Source organism: Shinella sp. WSJ-2, assembly GCF_003432075.1.
Lineage (GTDB): Bacteria > Pseudomonadota > Alphaproteobacteria > Rhizobiales > Rhizobiaceae > Shinella.
This window is the reverse complement of sequence record NZ_QWBU01000001.1, coordinates 301,995-317,668: the sequence shown is the minus strand read 5'-3', so window position 1 is coordinate 317,668 and position 15,674 is coordinate 301,995. Positions and strand designations below refer to the sequence as shown.

13 protein-coding genes and 1 riboswitch are annotated in these 15,674 nt (G+C 65.6%); of the genes, 12 read left to right on the top strand and 1 reads right to left on the bottom strand.

Features of this window, described 5'->3' with window-relative positions; translation table 11 throughout:
- Nucleotides 1–128: 128 nt before the first annotated feature.
- From D0Y60_RS01515 to cobO, 7 genes are all read left to right on the top strand, one after another.
- Nucleotides 129–2,033: a peptidoglycan-binding domain-containing protein gene (locus D0Y60_RS01515; RefSeq protein WP_117366368.1), complete on the top strand. Its 1,905-nt coding sequence runs from the start codon at nt 129–131 to the stop codon at nt 2,031–2,033.
- 87 nt (nt 2,034–2,120) lie between these two features.
- A riboswitch (cobalamin riboswitch) is annotated at nt 2,121–2,479 on the top strand.
- A gap of 44 nt (nt 2,480–2,523) precedes the next feature.
- Nucleotides 2,524–2,700, top strand: coding sequence for a CbtB-domain containing protein (locus D0Y60_RS01510; protein ID WP_117366367.1), 177 nt, complete (start codon nt 2,524–2,526; stop codon nt 2,698–2,700).
- 12 nt (nt 2,701–2,712) lie between these two features.
- Nucleotides 2,713–3,498 carry a CbtA family protein gene (locus D0Y60_RS01505; RefSeq protein ID WP_117366366.1) on the top strand — a complete coding sequence of 262 codons (786 nt, stop codon included), beginning with the start codon at nt 2,713–2,715 and terminating at the stop codon, nt 3,496–3,498.
- Nucleotide 3,499: 1 nt separating this feature from the next.
- Nucleotides 3,500–4,024, top strand: a complete 525-nt coding sequence (gene cobU / locus D0Y60_RS01500) for a bifunctional adenosylcobinamide kinase/adenosylcobinamide-phosphate guanylyltransferase (RefSeq protein ID WP_117366365.1) — start codon at nt 3,500–3,502, stop codon at nt 4,022–4,024.
- Between the two features lie 3 nt (nt 4,025–4,027).
- Nucleotides 4,028–5,077: a cobalamin biosynthesis protein CobW gene (cobW, locus tag D0Y60_RS01495; RefSeq protein WP_117366364.1), complete on the top strand. Its 1,050-nt coding sequence runs from the start codon at nt 4,028–4,030 to the stop codon at nt 5,075–5,077.
- 340 nt (nt 5,078–5,417) lie between these two features.
- Complete coding sequence (gene cobN, locus D0Y60_RS01490; RefSeq protein WP_117366363.1) at nt 5,418–9,176, top strand: cobaltochelatase subunit CobN; 3,759 nt, start codon at nt 5,418–5,420, stop codon at nt 9,174–9,176.
- Nucleotides 9,177–9,187: 11 nt separating this feature from the next.
- Nucleotides 9,188–9,829, top strand: coding sequence for a cob(I)yrinic acid a,c-diamide adenosyltransferase (gene cobO, locus D0Y60_RS01485; protein ID WP_117366362.1), 642 nt, complete (start codon nt 9,188–9,190; stop codon nt 9,827–9,829).
- Nucleotides 9,830–9,835: 6 nt separating this feature from the next.
- Here cobO and D0Y60_RS01480 read toward each other — a convergent pair whose 3' ends face one another.
- Entirely contained in the window at nt 9,836–10,621 is a 786-nt protein-coding gene (locus D0Y60_RS01480) for a TSUP family transporter (protein ID WP_117366361.1), read from the bottom strand.
- Nucleotides 10,622–10,788: 167 nt separating this feature from the next.
- Here D0Y60_RS01480 and D0Y60_RS01475 point away from each other — a divergent pair, with 167 nt between their 5' ends.
- From D0Y60_RS01475 to cobD, 5 genes are all read left to right on the top strand, one after another.
- Nucleotides 10,789–11,838 carry a serine hydrolase gene (locus tag D0Y60_RS01475; RefSeq protein ID WP_117366360.1) on the top strand — a complete coding sequence of 350 codons (1,050 nt, stop codon included), beginning with the start codon at nt 10,789–10,791 and terminating at the stop codon, nt 11,836–11,838.
- Between the two features lie 200 nt (nt 11,839–12,038).
- On the top strand, nt 12,039–12,524 hold the full coding sequence (locus D0Y60_RS01470) for a cobalamin biosynthesis protein (RefSeq protein ID WP_117366359.1): 486 nt from the start codon (nt 12,039–12,041) through the stop codon (nt 12,522–12,524).
- The gene (cobA, locus tag D0Y60_RS01465; RefSeq protein ID WP_117366358.1) at nt 12,524–13,366 is read left to right on the top strand and encodes a uroporphyrinogen-III C-methyltransferase; all 843 of its coding nucleotides are present in this window, start codon (nt 12,524–12,526) and stop codon (nt 13,364–13,366) included. The genes D0Y60_RS01470 and cobA overlap by 1 nt, the downstream gene beginning before the upstream one ends.
- Nucleotides 13,363–14,667 (top strand): cobyrinate a,c-diamide synthase, encoded by a 1,305-nt coding sequence (locus D0Y60_RS01460; RefSeq protein WP_117366357.1) that lies wholly within the window; start codon nt 13,363–13,365, stop codon nt 14,665–14,667. The genes cobA and D0Y60_RS01460 overlap by 4 nt, the downstream gene beginning before the upstream one ends.
- Nucleotides 14,664–15,671, top strand: coding sequence for a threonine-phosphate decarboxylase CobD (cobD, locus tag D0Y60_RS01455; protein WP_117366356.1), 1,008 nt, complete (start codon nt 14,664–14,666; stop codon nt 15,669–15,671). Before D0Y60_RS01460 ends, cobD begins: the two co-directional genes overlap by 4 nt.
- Nucleotides 15,672–15,674 lie beyond the last annotated feature (3 nt).

The window sequence follows — 15,674 nt, the reverse complement described above, 5'->3', positions numbered from 1 at the left end:
CAGCCATCAGGTTCCCCACAGCCGCTCTGCCGCACCAAAGTTGCGCCAGAATTCGGTGCGAGGAGTGATGGAAATCCGCCCGGACGACCGGGCGCAGGCGCCCCGCGCGATCCAAAAGGGTGAGATATATGGGTTCTGGACCTCTCGCACGCTCCGTTCTGGCCGGCCTTCTCGGGCTCTCGCTGGCCGGCACGCCCGCCGTTGCCTTCGCGCAGGCCGCCACCGGCAAGGAAGCCGGCAGCGCTGGCAAGCGCTGGGAGGAGGAGTTTTCGCTCTGGCAGAAGGTTTCTTCCGGCAGCGATGTCGCCCAGTATGAGGGCTATCTGAAGCAATATCCCAACGGCACCTTCGCCTCCATGGCCCGTCTGCGCATCGCCGAATTGCAGGCAGCCGCCAAGGAGAAGCCCGCCAAGAGCGTGACCGCCGAGGCGGAAGCCAAGGCAAAGGCCGAGGAAGCCGCCGCTGCCGAGAAGGCGAAGGCGGACGAAGAGGCGAAGAAGGCGGCCGAGGCCAAGCAGGCGGAAGAGGCGCAGAAAGCCGCTGAGGCTGAAAAGACCAAGGCTGAAGAGGAGACCCGCAAAGCCGCCGAAGCGAAGAAGGCCGCAGACGAAGCCCAGAAGGCGGCCGAAGCCAAGAAAGCCGAAGAGGAGGCCCTGAAGGCGGCCGAGGCGAAGAAGGCTGCGGAAGAGGCGCAGAAGGCTGCCGAGGCGGAAAAGGCCAAGGCCGAGCAGGAGGCCGCGCGCCTGAAGGCGGAAGCCGAGGCCAAGCAGGCCGAGGAAGCCGCCGCCGCCCGCAAGCTCGCCGAAGAAAAGGCTGCGGCGGAAGAAAAGGCCAAGGTTGAAGCCGCTGCGGCGGAAAAGGCAAAGGCTGAAGAGGCTGCCCGCCTGAAGGCTGAAGCCGAGCAGAAGGAAGCGGAAGCCCGTGCGGTTGCCGAAAAGCAGGCGGCCGACGCCGAGCGCCTGAAGGCGGAAGCGGATGCCGCTGCCGAGAAGGCCAAGGCTGAAGAGGCCGCACGCTTGAAGGCCGAGGCGGATCGCCAGAAGGCCGAAGAGGCTGCTGCGGCTGAGAAGGCCCGTGCCGAAGAGGAAGCGGCTGCCCGTCAGGAGGCCGAGGCCAAGCGCATCGAGGCGGAAAAGGTTGCCGCCGCCGAGAAGGCCAAGATCGAGGAGGAGGCAGCCGCTGCCCGCAAGCTCGCCGAAGAGAAGACTGCGGAAGTCGAACGCCTGAAGGCCGAGGCTGCCAAGGCGGCGGCCGATGCCGAAGCCAAGGCCGCGGAAGCCGCGCGTCTTGCCGATGAGGCAGAGAAGCGCGCCGAAGAGGCCGCCGCTGCCCAGAAGCCCGCGGATAGCCAGGAACCGGCCGATAGCGCGGATGATGCGACGGCTGCGCGTGAAAACGCGCCGCAGGACGCCGACAACGACAATGGCGCGCGCGCCGTCGAAGAGGCGGAGGCCGCGAAACGTGCGGAAGACAAGACATTCCAGGGCGCTGTCGCCGATGGTTCGGAGAAGGCTTACAAGGACTATCTCTACCAGTATCCCCAGGGTCGCTATGTCGATGACGCCCGCAAGCGCATCGCCGCCCTGAGCGCCAAGCCTGAAACGCAGATGGACGAGGATACGGCAACCGCGGAAACCACGCGCAAGGCTGAGCCGGTCGTCGATCCGCGCGAGACCTATATGGATCGCTCCGTTCGTGCCCAGGCCCAGCGCTACCTGAGCCTGCTCGGCTACAACACTTATGGTGCCGACGGCGTCTTCGGCCCGCGCTCTCGCGCGGCGATCGCCGCCTGGCAGGGCGCGTCCGGCTATCGCGCGGACGGCTACCTGCCGCGCCAGCAGTTCCGCGCGTTGCGCGAAGCCGCACAATATGCCGAGACGCGGCAGGCCCGACAGAATCGCCAGCGTCGCTACCAGCAGCGCGACTACGACGTGCTTGAAGGCCCCGTCGATGGCTACTATGACGGCCCCTACTATCGCGACGACGGCTATTACAACGATGGCGGCGGCGTGGTGATCATCCCCGGCTATTGAGTTTGCGACGGCCGGACGGCGGTTTTGGCACAGGCCATGCCGCTGCCGGTCGATTGACTTCCCGGGGCGGGAAGCATAATCATCAGCGATATTGGATGGTTCCTTGGTCCGGAAACGGACCGGGGAGTAAATGGGAATGTGACGCGGTGGACCCAATCAGGGCGCTGCAATCACGGCCGACCCCGCGACTGTAGAGTAGCGAGGAACGCCCATCCGGACGGGAGAATTTTTGCGGCCAAGGGCAATGGTGCCTGAAATCGCGAAAGGATGACCAGCCGGAAAAGCCACTGGGTGGCATCACGATAGCCGGGGTTGGACGCCTCTTTTTCTACGAATCGTCCGCCTCTCGTGATTGCCGGAAAACCTGGGAAGGCGAGGGCGGACCGAAGGCGCTTATGCGCCGGACGCTGCGAGCCAGGAGACCTGCCAGACAATGAGGGCATATCGCCCGCCCAGGGGAATTTTCCCCGCTGCCTGCACGGAGGTTGTCATGGCTGTTTCTACCACGTCTTCTGTTGTCCTTTCCGCAAACGATCGTCTCGTTGCCGGCGTTTTCGCCCTGCTGCTCGGCGCCTTCCTCGTCTTGGGCGCGGGCCTTGCGAATTCGGCCGTGCTGCACGACACGGCGCACGACACGCGTCACTCCTACGGCTTTCCCTGCCACTAAGGAGTTTCCGACATGATCGTTCGTTATCTCCTGGCCGCTCTGGTGGCCGGGCTGTTCTCCGGCGTGCTCATGACGGCCGCCCAGGAGGCCAGAGTCGTGCCGTTGATTCTGCACGCCGAAGAGTTCGAGGGTGAAGCCGCCCCGGCCGGTGAGGGCACCACGCCCGCGACATCAGATGGCGCTGCCACGACGCAGGAACACTCCTCGCTCGGCGCTGTGATCTTCGACGTCGCCTCGGCGCTCTCGCCGATCTCGGTTGCCTATGCCCATGAGGGCGAGGACCACGAGGACGGCGGCATCATGTTCGGCATGAGCCGCTTCTCCGGCACACTTCTGGCAAACCTCGTCACGGGCACCGGCTTTGCCCTGCTGCTCGCCGGCTTCAGCCTCGTTTCGGGCAATCCCATCACCGTTGCCAATGGTGCGCTGTGGGGTGCTGCCGGCTGGCTTGCCGTGCATATGCTGCCGGCCATCGGCCTGCCGCCGGAGCTTCCGGGCTTCCCGGCTGCCGATCTGACCCAGCGCCAGATCTGGTGGGTTGCGACGGTCGCCCTTTCGGCGGCGGGTCTTTACCTGCTGTTCCTGAAGCCGGGCATCCTCGCCAAGATCGTCGGTGTCGTGCTTCTCGCCGCACCGCAGGTCTATGGTGCGCCGCAGCCCTCCGACATCTCCAGCAACGTTCCGGCCGTTCTCGGCGCGGAGTTCGCCGTCGCAGCACTTGCCACGACGCTGTTCTTCTGGATCGTGCTCGGCCTCTCGCTCGGCTTTGCCAACGAGAAGATCGCCAAGGCAGCCTGATATGAAACAGACATCGCCCGGAGCCGTCCTGGTTCTGGGCGGTGCGCGTTCCGGAAAATCCGCTTTTGCCGAAAGGCTGGTCGCCGAGACCGGCCTTTCGCGTCATTATATTGCCACCGGCCGCGCCTGGGACGACGAGATGCGTGAGCGCATCGCCAAACACCGGGAAGATCGCGGAAAAGGCTGGGAAACGCACGAGGAACCGCTTGCACTCGCGGCCTGCATCAAGGATGTGGCGCGCGAGGACCGAGCGGTCCTCATCGATTGCCTGACGCTCTGGCTGACCAATCTGATGCTGGACGAGCGGGATATCGCACAGGAATTCGCCGGCCTATTGTCGGCTATCGAGGACGCGCCGGGCCGCCTGGTCTTCGTATCGAACGAAGTCGGCCTGGGCATCGTGCCTGAAAACCGCATGGCGCGCGATTTTCGCGACCATGCCGGGCGGCTCCACCAGCAGGTGGCGGCGCTCGTACCGGAAGTGTATTTCGTTGCGGCCGGACTGCCGCTGAAAATGAAGGGTTGAGCCATGCTGCAACAGAAGATCCCCGCCACCGTCATCACCGGCTTTCTCGGCGCGGGCAAGACCACGATGATCCGCAACCTCCTGCAGAATGCCGGCGGCAAGCGCATCGCGCTGATCATCAACGAATTCGGCGATCTCGGCGTCGACGGCGACGTGCTGAAAGGCTGCGGCGCGGAAGCCTGCACGGAAGACGACATCATCGAGCTGACCAACGGCTGCATCTGCTGCACCGTCGCCGATGACTTCATCCCCACCATGTCGAAGCTGCTCGAGCGGGAAAACCGCCCCGACCATATCGTCATCGAAACCTCGGGTCTCGCTTTGCCGCAGCCGCTGATCGCCGCCTTCAACTGGCCGGAAATCAAGACGCAGGTTACGGTCGATGGCGTCATCACTGTTGTCGACAGCGCCGCCGTCGCCGCCGGTCGTTTTGCCGATGACCACGACAAGGTCGATGCTCTGCGCGTCGAGGACGACAACCTCGACCACGAAAGCCCGCTGGAGGAACTTTTCGAAGACCAGCTCACTGCCGCCGACCTGATCGTCCTCAACAAGACGGATCTTCTCGACGCTGCCGGTGTGCTTGCCGTGCGCGACGAAGTCGCCTCGCGCATCGCCCGCAAGCCCTCGATGATCGAGGCGAAGAACGGCGAGGTCGCCGCTGCCGTCCTGCTCGGCCTCGGCGTCGGTACGGAGGACGACATTGCGAACCGCAAGTCGCATCACGAACTGGAACACGAGAACGGCGAGGAGCACGATCACGACGAGTTCGACAGCTTTGTCGTCGAGCTTCCGGCGATCGCCGAACCCGCCGCCTTCATCGAGCGCCTCAAGGGCGTGATCGCCGAACATGACGTACTGCGCGTCAAGGGCTTTGCCGATGTGCCCGGCAAGCCGCTGCGCCTGCTCATCCAGGCCGTCGGCAGCCGCATCGACAACTACTTCGAGCGCGCTTGGGCAGCCGGCGAGACCCGCGGCACCCGTCTCGTCGTCATCGGCCTGCACGACATGGACGAGCAAGCCGTGCGCGCCGCCATCGCCGCGGCGGTGTGATTTTCGGCATGAGCGTGCAGCAGTCCCTCTCGTCCTCGTTTCCGGTGCGGCCCGGCCGATACCGGCCTGCCGCGCCGGTGGATCCTCGGGTCAAGCCCGAGGATGACGGTGGCGAGGAAGGGCTGCCGGCCCACAATGAACCGCTCCACATGCGACGTGGCAACCAACGGTGGTTCCTGGGGGCAAACGCGCGTACGGAACAAGAGAGGCCCTCCGTTCCGCCTTCGCGAGTGCGCTCAGGGCGATCGTTTGGGGTAGACCCGCTCCTCCCCACTTCGTCATCCTCGGGCTTGACCCGAGGATCCACCCGCATGGCACAGCCTAAGACGGGAGGCACGGCATGCATCTCCTGCTAGCCCAGAAGGGCACCATCGCCGACGGCAAGGAGGCCATCGACCTCGGCCAGACGCCGGGCGATATCCTCTTCCTCACTGCCGCCGATACCGAACTCGCCGCCATCGCTGCCGCGCACCGCGCGCGTGGCGGCGACACGCGCCTACGCCTTGCAAGCCTCGCGACGCTGTCACATCCGATGTCGGTCGATACCTATGTCGAGCGCACGGCCCGCCATGCGAAGCTGATCGTCATCCGCGCCCTCGGCGGCGCCAGCTATTTCCGCTATGTGCTGGAAGCCCTGCTGGCGACGGCTGTCGCCAACGGTATCAAGCTCGTGGCCTTGCCCGGCGATGACAGGGTCGACGAAGGCCTCATCCCCTTTAACCGCATCGACGATGCCGATCGCCAAAACCTCTGGGCCTATCTCAACGAGGGTGGTGCCGACAATGCGGACAGTTTCCTCGCTTACGCGGATGCCGTCGCCTTCGGAGGCGACAGGCCCGAGCCCGCGACGCCGCTGGAAAAGGCCGGCATCTGGTGGCCGGGGCGGGGCGTCGTGGACGTCGAGACGTGGCGAGAGACCACAAAGGTTGCAGGCCCGGCGGGTCATGAACCTCCGACTGCTGCCATCTCCTTCTACCGCGCCTATGTCCAGAGCGGCGAAACCCGCCCGGTAGAAATGCTGATCGAGGCGCTGGCGGCCGAGGGTATCCGCGCATTGCCGCTCTTCGTCTCCAGTCTCAAGGAACCGGTTTCCATCGAAACGGTTCGCGCCGCCTTTGCCGAAATCCAGCCGGAGGTCGTGCTGAACGCGACGAGCTTCGCCGTCTCCGCGCCGGGCGCCGGCCGCAAGCCGACCGTGCTGGACGAGACCGGCGCACCCGTGTTGCAGGTCGTCTTCTCCGGCTCCTCGCGTGAGGCGTGGGAGGCCTCGGGACAGGGGCTGACGGCGCGCGATCTCGGCATGAATGTCTCACTGCCGGAGGTCGATGGCCGCGTGCTCTCCCGCGCTGTTTCCTTCAAGGCCGCCGCGCGTTACGATGAGCGCGTCGAAACCAACATCGTCAGCCTCGATCCCGTCGAAGACCGCATTCGCTTCGTGGCGAAACTCGCCGCCGGCTGGGCAAAACTCCGTCGGGCGAAGCCGGCCGAGCGCCGCGTCGCTCTGGTCATGGCGAATTATCCCAACCGTGACGGCCGCCTCGGCAACGGTGTCGGTCTCGATACGCCCGCCGGCACCATGGAAGTGCTGCGCGCCATGGCGGCGGAAGGTTATGCCGTCGCTGGTCTGCCCGAAGATGGCGATGCGCTGATTGCCCATCTGATGGCCGGCCCGACCAATGCGGCGAGCGATGGCCGTGAAATTCGCGAAACGCTTTCGCTGAATCATTACAAGGCGTTCTTCGCGTCACTTCCGAAATCGATTCGGGACGAAATGACCGCTTGCTGGGGTGCGCCGGAAGACGATCCCTTCGTGATGGGCGACGTCTTCGCCCTGCCGCTCGCCCGTTTCGGCGAGACGCTGGTCGGCATCCAGCCGGCGCGCGGTTACAATATCGATCCGAAGGACACCTACCACTCGCCGGACCTCGTGCCGCCGCACGGCTATCTCGCGTTCTACGCCTTCCTGCGTCTGCACTACGGCGCGCATGCCATCGTGCATATGGGCAAACACGGCAATCTCGAATGGCTACCCGGCAAGGCGCTGGCGCTGTCGGAGGCGTGCTATCCCGAGGCCGTGCTCGGCCCGATACCGCACCTCTATCCCTTCATCGTCAACGATCCCGGCGAGGGTACCCAGGCCAAGCGCCGTTCCGCCGCCGTCATCATCGACCACCTGACGCCGCCCTTGACCCGCGCCGAGACTTACGGCCCGCTGAAGGACCTCGAGGCGCTGGTCGACGAATATTACGATGCCTCCGGCGGCGATCCGCGCCGCATCAAGCTCCTGACGAAGCAAATCCTCGATCTCGTGCGCGATATCGGCCTCGACAGCGATGCCGGCATCGCCAAGTCCGATGGCGAGGAGACGGCGCTGCAAAAGCTCGACGCCTATCTCTGCGACCTCAAGGAAATGCAGATCCGCGACGGCCTGCACGTCTTCGGCGTCTCGCCGCAGGGCCGGCTGCTCACCGACCTGACGCTGGCGCTCGCCCGCGTGCCGCGTGGTCTTGGTGAAGGTGGTGAAGCGAGCTTGCAGCGGGCGATCGCGGCGGATGCCCTGGGCGACATAGCCTTTGACCCGCTCGACTGCATCAGTTCCGATCCATGGAGTGGACCGCACCCCGCTGTGCTGGCCGAACAGATCGACGCGCCTTGGCGCAGCAATGGCGACACTGTCGAGCGCATCGAGCTTCTGGCGGCAAAGCTGGTGGAGGGCACGCTGGACTGCCCGGATACATGGCTCGCCACTCGCATCGTGCTCGACACGATCGAGACTTCCATCCGCCCGGCCATCGCCGCCTGCGGCCCCGCCGAAATCTCGGCACTCATGCGCGGTCTCGACGGACGTTTCATCGAACCCGGCCCCTCCGGCGCGCCGACGCGCGGCCGGCCGGATGTGCTGCCGACGGGGCGCAACTTCTACTCCGTCGACAGCCGCGCCGTGCCGACGCCGGCTGCCTGGGAACTCGGCAAGAAATCCGCCGAACTCATCGTCACCCGCTATGCGCAGGATCACGGCGAATGGCCGACCTCCTTCGGCATCACCGCCTGGGGCACCTCCAACATGCGCACCGGCGGCGATGATATCGCGCAGGCCATGGCGCTGATTGGCGTCAAGCCAACCTGGGATATGGCGTCCCGCCGCGTCACCGGCTTCGAGATCATCCCACCCGCCGTGCTGCGTCATCCGCGCGTCGACGTGACGCTGCGCATCTCTGGCTTCTTCCGTGATGCCTTCCCCGAGCAGATCGCGCTTTTCGACCGCGCCGTGCGCGCCGTGGGCGCCCTCGACGAGGACGATGCGGACAATCCGATTGCCGCCCGCATGCGGGCAGAAGCGGCCGTGCTTTCCGCCCAAGGGACATCCGATGCGGACGCCGCCAAGCAAGCCGGTTTCCGCATTTTCGGTGCGAAGACCGGCGGCTATGGCGCCGGCCTGCAAACCATGATGGACGAGGGGCTGTGGACGGATCGCGGCGACCTCGCCGAAGCCTGGCTCGAATGGGGCGCGCATGCCTATGACGGCGAGGGCGACAGCGTGCCGATGCGCGAGCGACTTGAAGCGCGCATGAAGAGCCTGCAAGCCGTCATCCAGAACCAGGACAGCCGTGAGCATGATCTGCTCGACAGCGACGAGTATTACCAGTTCGAAGGCGGCATGGCGGCGGCGGTGCAGCATCTCTCCGGCCACCAGCCCGTGATCTACCACAATGACCTGTCGCGCCCGGAAAAGCCCGTCGTGCGCACGCTGGAAGACGAGATCGGCCGCGTCGTGCGCGCCCGCGTCGTCAATCCGAAATGGATCGATGGCGTGATGCGCCATGGCTACAAGGGGGCCTTCGAGATCGCTGCGACGGTGGATTTCATGTTCGCCTTCGCCGCCACGACGGGGGCGGTGAAGGATCATCATTTCGAGGCCGCCTATCAGGCCTATGTGCTGGACGAGCGCGTGCGTGATTTCCTGATGCAGAAGAACCCGGCCGCTCTTGCCGAAATGGCGGCGCGCTTCGCAGAGGCGATCGACCGGGGGCTGTGGACGCCGCGCTCCAATTCCGCGCGTTTCGAACTGGATATGCTGGGCGCGCGCAAGGCGTCCTGAAAGGGAAAAAGATGACCGAGAACCACGACGAAACCGCCGGCATGACCGAGGCCGAACTCGCCCGCCACTCCGAGAAGATGGCGAAGAAGAAACAGGCCCGCGAAAAGATCATGGCGACGAAGACCGATGAGAAGGGCCTCATCGTCGTGCATACCGGCAAGGGCAAGGGTAAGTCGACGGCCGGCTTCGGCATGATCTTCCGCCACATCGCCCACAAGATGCCCTGCGCCGTCGTGCAGTTCATCAAGGGCGCCATGGTGACGGGCGAACGAGAGCTGATCGAGACGCATTTCTCCGACATCTGCCAGTTCTATACGCTGGGCGAAGGTTTTACCTGGGAAACGCAGGACCGCGCCCGCGACGTCGCAATGGCGGAAAAGGCCTGGGAGAAGGCCAAGGAACTGATCCGCGACGAGCGCAATTCCATGGTGCTGCTCGACGAGATCAACATCGCGCTGCGCTACGACTATCTCGACGTCAACGCGGTCATCGACTTCCTGAAGACCGAAAAGCCCTACATGACCCATGTCGTGCTGACGGGCCGCAATGCCAAGGAAGAGCTGATCGAGATCGCCGATCTCGCGACCGAGATGGAACTGCTCAAGCACCCGTTCCGCTCCGGCATCAAGGCCCAGCAGGGCGTCGAGTTCTGACGCCTCTTACCAGCCGAGCCAGACGCGTAGCGGATGGCTCGGATCAGCCATCAGGCGGATGGCGAGCGCAATCGAGGTCACGACAAGCAGCGGCTTGATGATCTTCGCGCCGCTTTTCATCGCGACGCGCGAACCGGCCTGTGCGCCCAGGAATTGTCCCGCGCCCATCACGAGCCCGACCTTCCACAGGATGACACCGTAAAACAGGAAGACGGCGAAGGCGCCGACATTCGAGCCGAAATTCAGGAGCTTGGTGTGCGCCGTCGCCTTCAGCACGCCGAAGCCGGCCAGCGTGACGAAGGCCAGCATGAAGAACGAGCCGGTGCCGGGTCCGAACACGCCGTCATAGAAACCGATGGCCGGCACGATGGTCACGGTGAAGAGGAAGACGCTCATGCGGCGGTGCTGGTCGACATCGCCGATATTCGGCTTCAGCCCGAAATAGACGGCGATCGCCACCAGCAGGAAGGGCAGGACTGCTTTCAGCACATCACCGGGCACGATGGTGGCGAGTATCGCACCGAAGACGGCGCCGAGTGCGGACAGCGCCGCCATCGGCAATTGCTCCGACAGCCGCACATGGCCCGCGCACGCATAAGCAAGGGTCGCCGAGCCCGAGCCGAACAGCGATTGCAGCTTGTTGGTACCCAGCGTTTCCAGCGGCGGGATGCCGGCGATCAGCATGGCGGGAATGGTGATCATGCCGCCGCCTCCGGCGATGGAATCGATGAAGCCCGCAAGGAAGGCCGCTAATAACAGGAAGACGAGGACGTGGAGGGCAATATCGGCCAAGGCGGGACTCGAAGGGATCTGCGGAAGATGTTTTCTGACTTCTGTCAGACTGCCGGGGTAAAAGCAAAGCCCGCCTGCCTCAATAGCCTTGTGTCGGACGCGCAACGCAGATCAAACGGAAGGCGAGCTGCATTGTAGGGTTGATCCTCCAACAAAGAGGTGAGGCGATGGTGGAAACGCAATGGACGACGGGTGCGGCGGAGGCGGCGGGCTTCGATGTCAGCCTTGAACGCAAACTGCTCGCCGGCATCGAATCGGGCCTGATCCGCGACGTGCATGCGGTGCTGATCAACCGTGGCGACACGCTGGTGCTGGAGCATTATCGCGCCGCGCCGGACGAGAGCTGGGGTCGTTCGCTCGGCACCGTCGCCTTTGATGCGCAGACGCTGCACGACCTCCGCTCGGTGACGAAGAGCGTCACCAGCCTGCTGTATGGCATTGCGCTCGACCGTGGCCTGGTCCCTCAGCCCGAGGCACCGCTTCTGGCGCAGTTTCCGGACTATGCCGATCTCGCCACGGATCCGGCCCGGGCCGGCCAGACGATCGGCCATGCGCTGTCCATGACGCTTGGCCTCGCCTGGGACGAGTACCGCTCCTATGCAGATCCGCTGAACAGCGAGATCGCGATGGAGAACGCGCCGGATCGCTACCGTTTCGCGCTCGAGCAGGCGGTGGTGCAGCCACCCGGCACGCACTGGACCTATTCGGGTGGAGCGACCGCACTTGTCGGCGCGATCATCGAGCGCGGCACGGGGCAGAGGATCGACGATTTCGCCCGCGAGGCGCTGTTTGCACCGCTCGGTATTGCGCATTTCGAGTGGCTGAGCGGGGCGGATGGTGTGGCGTCGCCGGCATCGGGCCTGCGCCTCACGGCCCGTGACCTGCTGCGCATCGGCCGCCTCGTGCTGGATGGCGGGCGCATCAGCGAGCGGCCGATCGTGTCGCGCGCGTGGATCGAGGCGTCGCTAGCGCCCGAAGCCGCGACGGATGACGGCCTCGGCTACGGTTATTTCTGGTTCCTCGGCGAGGCGCCGGTTCTTGGCGTACCAAAACCCTGGATGGCCGGTTTCGGCAATGGCGGCCAGCGGCTCTGGCTGATGCCGGAGGCGGATATCGCCTGCGTCATCTTCTCCGGCAATTACAATGCGCCGGATGCCTGGGTGTCGCCGACGCGTGTTTGGCGCGAGATCATCCTCGCCAATCTTACGAACCTCTAGCACATGCCGCTTCCGGCGCGCCGGATGCCGCAATCCGGTTTGACCGGCCTGCCGCCCTCCGTTACTAAGAACGGTGCGACGGTGCCCGCTGGGCGGGCCGAGCGGTGTCCGGTGCGGCCGACCCAGACGGGGCCAGAACCGGAACTGTCGGAAGACGGCGAAGCCGGGCTCTTTCGCGTGGAATTTTGCGAGAGACCGCCATGCGCGCTGAGGCCCCACACCCCGGAACCGGACGTTTTCTCGTCCTCGGCCTCGGCTGCGAACGCGGCACCCTGCCATCGGAACTTCTCGACCTTTCGCTTGTGGCGCTCGCGCGCCTTGGCGCCGCCCCGGAAACGGTCGCCTTCGTCGCCACGCTGGATGTGCGCGCGGAGGAGCCGGCCATGCACGCGGTCGCCCGGTATTTTTCCGTGCCGCTGGTGACGTTCCCTGCAGCGCGCCTTGAGGCCGAGACGCCGCGTCTCGCCAACCCGTCCGATATCGTCTTTGCCCATACCGGTTGCCACGGTGTTGCCGAGGCGGCCGCCCTTGCGCAGGCGGGACAGGGCGGGCGGCTCGTTGCGGAAAAGACCAAGTCGGCGCATGCGACCGTCGCAATCGCCGAATCGTTTCAACCGCTTGCCGCCGTTTCCTCGTTGAGGGATTCCGCTCCTTCGCATACTGATTCAAGCCGGGAGCGTGCGTGATGCAGACCCTCTTCTCCGCCCTCCCGTCGATGGAAAAAGGCAGCGTCTGGCTCGTCGGCGCCGGCCCCGGCGATCCAGGTCTCTTGACGCTGCATGCGGCCAATGCCCTGCAACAGGCGGATGTCATCGTGCATGATGCGCTGGTCAATGCCGACTGCCTGTCGCTCGCGCGCCCCGGCGTGCTCCTGGAATTTGCCGGAAAGCGCGGCGGCAAACCCTCGCACAAGCAGCGCGATATTTCGCTTCGGCTGGTCGAACTGGCCCGTGCCGGTCATCGCGTGCTGCGCCTAAAGGGCGGGGATCCCTTCGTTTTCGGGCGCGGCGGCGAGGAAGCCCTGACCTTGATCGAGCACGGCATTCCTTTCCGCATCGTGCCGGGCATCACCGCCGGTATTGGGGGCCTCGCCTATGCCGGCATCCCGGTGACCCATCGCGAGGTGAATCACGCCGTCACTTTCCTCACCGGCCACGATTCGTCCGGTGTGGTGCCTGACCGGATTAACTGGGAGGGCATCGCCAAGGGCTCTCCTGTTATCGTCATGTATATGGCCATGAAGCATATCGGCCAGATCGCCCAAAACCTCATCGCCGGCGGGCGCTCGGCGGATGAGCCTGTCGCCTTCGTCTGCAATGCCGCAACGCCCGAACAGCGGGTGCTGGAAACCACGCTCGGTCGCGCCGAGGCCGATGTGGAGGCCGCGGGCATCGAGCCGCCGGCCATTGTCGTCGTAGGCGAGGTGGTGCGGCTGCGCGCCTCGCTCGATTGGCTGGGCGCGCTCACCGAGGGCCGCAAGCTTGCGCCGGATCCCTTCGGTTCACGCGAATTCAAGGACCAGGCATGAGCGGTCTGCTCATCGCAGCGCCCGCGTCCGGCTCCGGCAAGACGACGGTAACGCTCGGGCTGGCGCGGGCGCTGGCCGATGCCGGCGTGCCGCTCGTCTCCGGCAAGGCCGGACCTGACTATATCGATCCCGCCTTCCATGCCGCCGCCAGCCGCCGCGCCTGTCTTAACTACGATCCCTGGGCCATGCGCCCCGAACTCATCCGCGCCAATGCCGCCATGCAGGCGGGGGCGGGCGATTTCCTGCTGGTCGAGGCGATGATGGGCCTGTTCGACGGTGCTGCCGACGGCACCGGCTCGCCGGCCGATCTTGCCGCCACGCTCGGCTTGCCGGTCGTTCTGGTCGTCGATTGCAGCCGCCTGTCGCAGTCGGTCGCCGCCATGGTAAAGGGCTATACCGATTTCCGCAGCGATATCCGCGTGGCGGGCGTCATCCTCAACAAGGTCGGCAGCCCGAAACACGAAATGATGCTGCGCGGCGCGCTGGATGCCAGTGGCATCGAGATTTTCGGCGTGCTGGAGCGCGATGCCGGGCTTGCTTTGCCGGAACGCCATCTCGGCCTCGTGCAGGCTGCCGAACATGGCGGTCTGGAGGCGTTTATCGCCCGCGCGGCGGAGGCTGTTGCGGCGCGCTGCAATATCGACCGCCTCCTCGCCGTTGCCGCGCGCCATGCCTTGCCGCCCATGCCGGCCATTTCCCTCCTGCCGCCGCTCGGTCAGCGCATCGCCATCGCGCGCGACACGGCCTTCACCTTCGCCTACGAGCATCTGCTGCTCGGCTGGCGCGCGGCGGGTGCGAGCCTTTCCTTCTTCTCGCCGCTGGCCGACGAGGCGCCGGCGGCAGAGGCCGATGCCATCTATTTGCCAGGCGGCTACCCCGAGCTTCATGCTGAGACCCTTGCCAATGCCGGCCGTTTCCGCCTAGGCATGCAGGAAGCGGCGCGCCGGAACGCGCGCATCTATGGCGAATGCGGGGGCTACATGACTTTGGGGGAAGGATTGGTAGCCGCCGACGGCTCGCGCCACGGCATGCTCGGCCTTCTGCCGCTGGTGACGAGTTTTGCCGAACGCCGCCGCCATCTCGGCTATCGCCGCGTCGCCCCGCTCGCCGGCTCCGGTTTTTCCCAGTCCATGACGGCGCATGAATTCCATTATTCGAAGGTGGCGCATGAGGGAGAGGCGGACCGCCTCTTCACCGTCACCGATGCGATGGGTGAAGACCTCGGCACCGCCGGCCTTCGCCGCGGCGCCGTCAGCGGCTCCTATATGCATCTTATAGACCTTGCGGCGGAGGCGGCATGACCGCGCCGCGCATCGTCCATGGCGGCGGCATTGCCGCAGCCGCCGCACGCTTCGGCGGCCGCCCCGAAGACTGGCTGGATCTCTCCACAGGCATCAATCCGAACCCCGTCGCGCTTCCCGAAATCGACAGAGCCGCCTGGCATCGCCTGCCGGATCGTCATCGGCAGGATGAGGCCCGCGCCGCCGCCGCCCGCTATTACGGCACGCCGAACGCCTTGCCGCTGCCCGTGCCCGGCACGCAATCGGTCATTCAACTCCTGCCGCGCCTCGTGCCCGCCGGTCGCCGCGCCGCCGTGCTCGTCCCCACCTATGGCGAATATGCCCGCGTGCTCGCCAATGCCGGTGTCGCCGTGGACCGCATCGACAATCTCGATGCCGTCACTGAAGCCCATGGTCTCGTCGTCGTCGTCAATCCGAACAATCCAACCGGCCGCCTGTTCGATCGGGAGACGCTGCTTGCGCTCCATGCGCGGGTCTCCGCCAGGGGTGGCTTGCTGATTGTGGACGAGGCCTTCGGCGACATGCGTCCCGAAACCTGCATCGCGCCGCTTGCCGGAGACGGAACGCCCGGCCTTCTCGTCTTCCGCTCCTTCGGCAAATTCTTCGGCCTTGCCGGTCTGCGCCTCGGTTTCGTTATCGGCGAAAGCGCTGTGCTTGAAAGCGTCGAGGACGGGCTTGGCCCCTGGGCGGTCTCGGGGCCGGCGCTGACCATCGCGACGAAGCTGATGGCATCTGACACCCGCGCTATCCACGAAGCGATCGCAGCGCGTAAGGCAGCGCTTGATGCCGCGCTGGCCGACGGCGGCCTTGAAGTCATCGGTGGCACCGGCCTGTTCTCGCTGGTCGCGCACCCGGATGCGGCGGCCATCCACCACCGTCTCTGCCGTCATCACATCCTCGTGCGCCCCTTCGATTACAATCCGCACTGGTTGCGCTTCGGCATCGCGCCCGACAGCGCCGGCGACGGGCGTCTTGCCGAGGCGCTTGTGGACAGGGCAGGGTAGGCG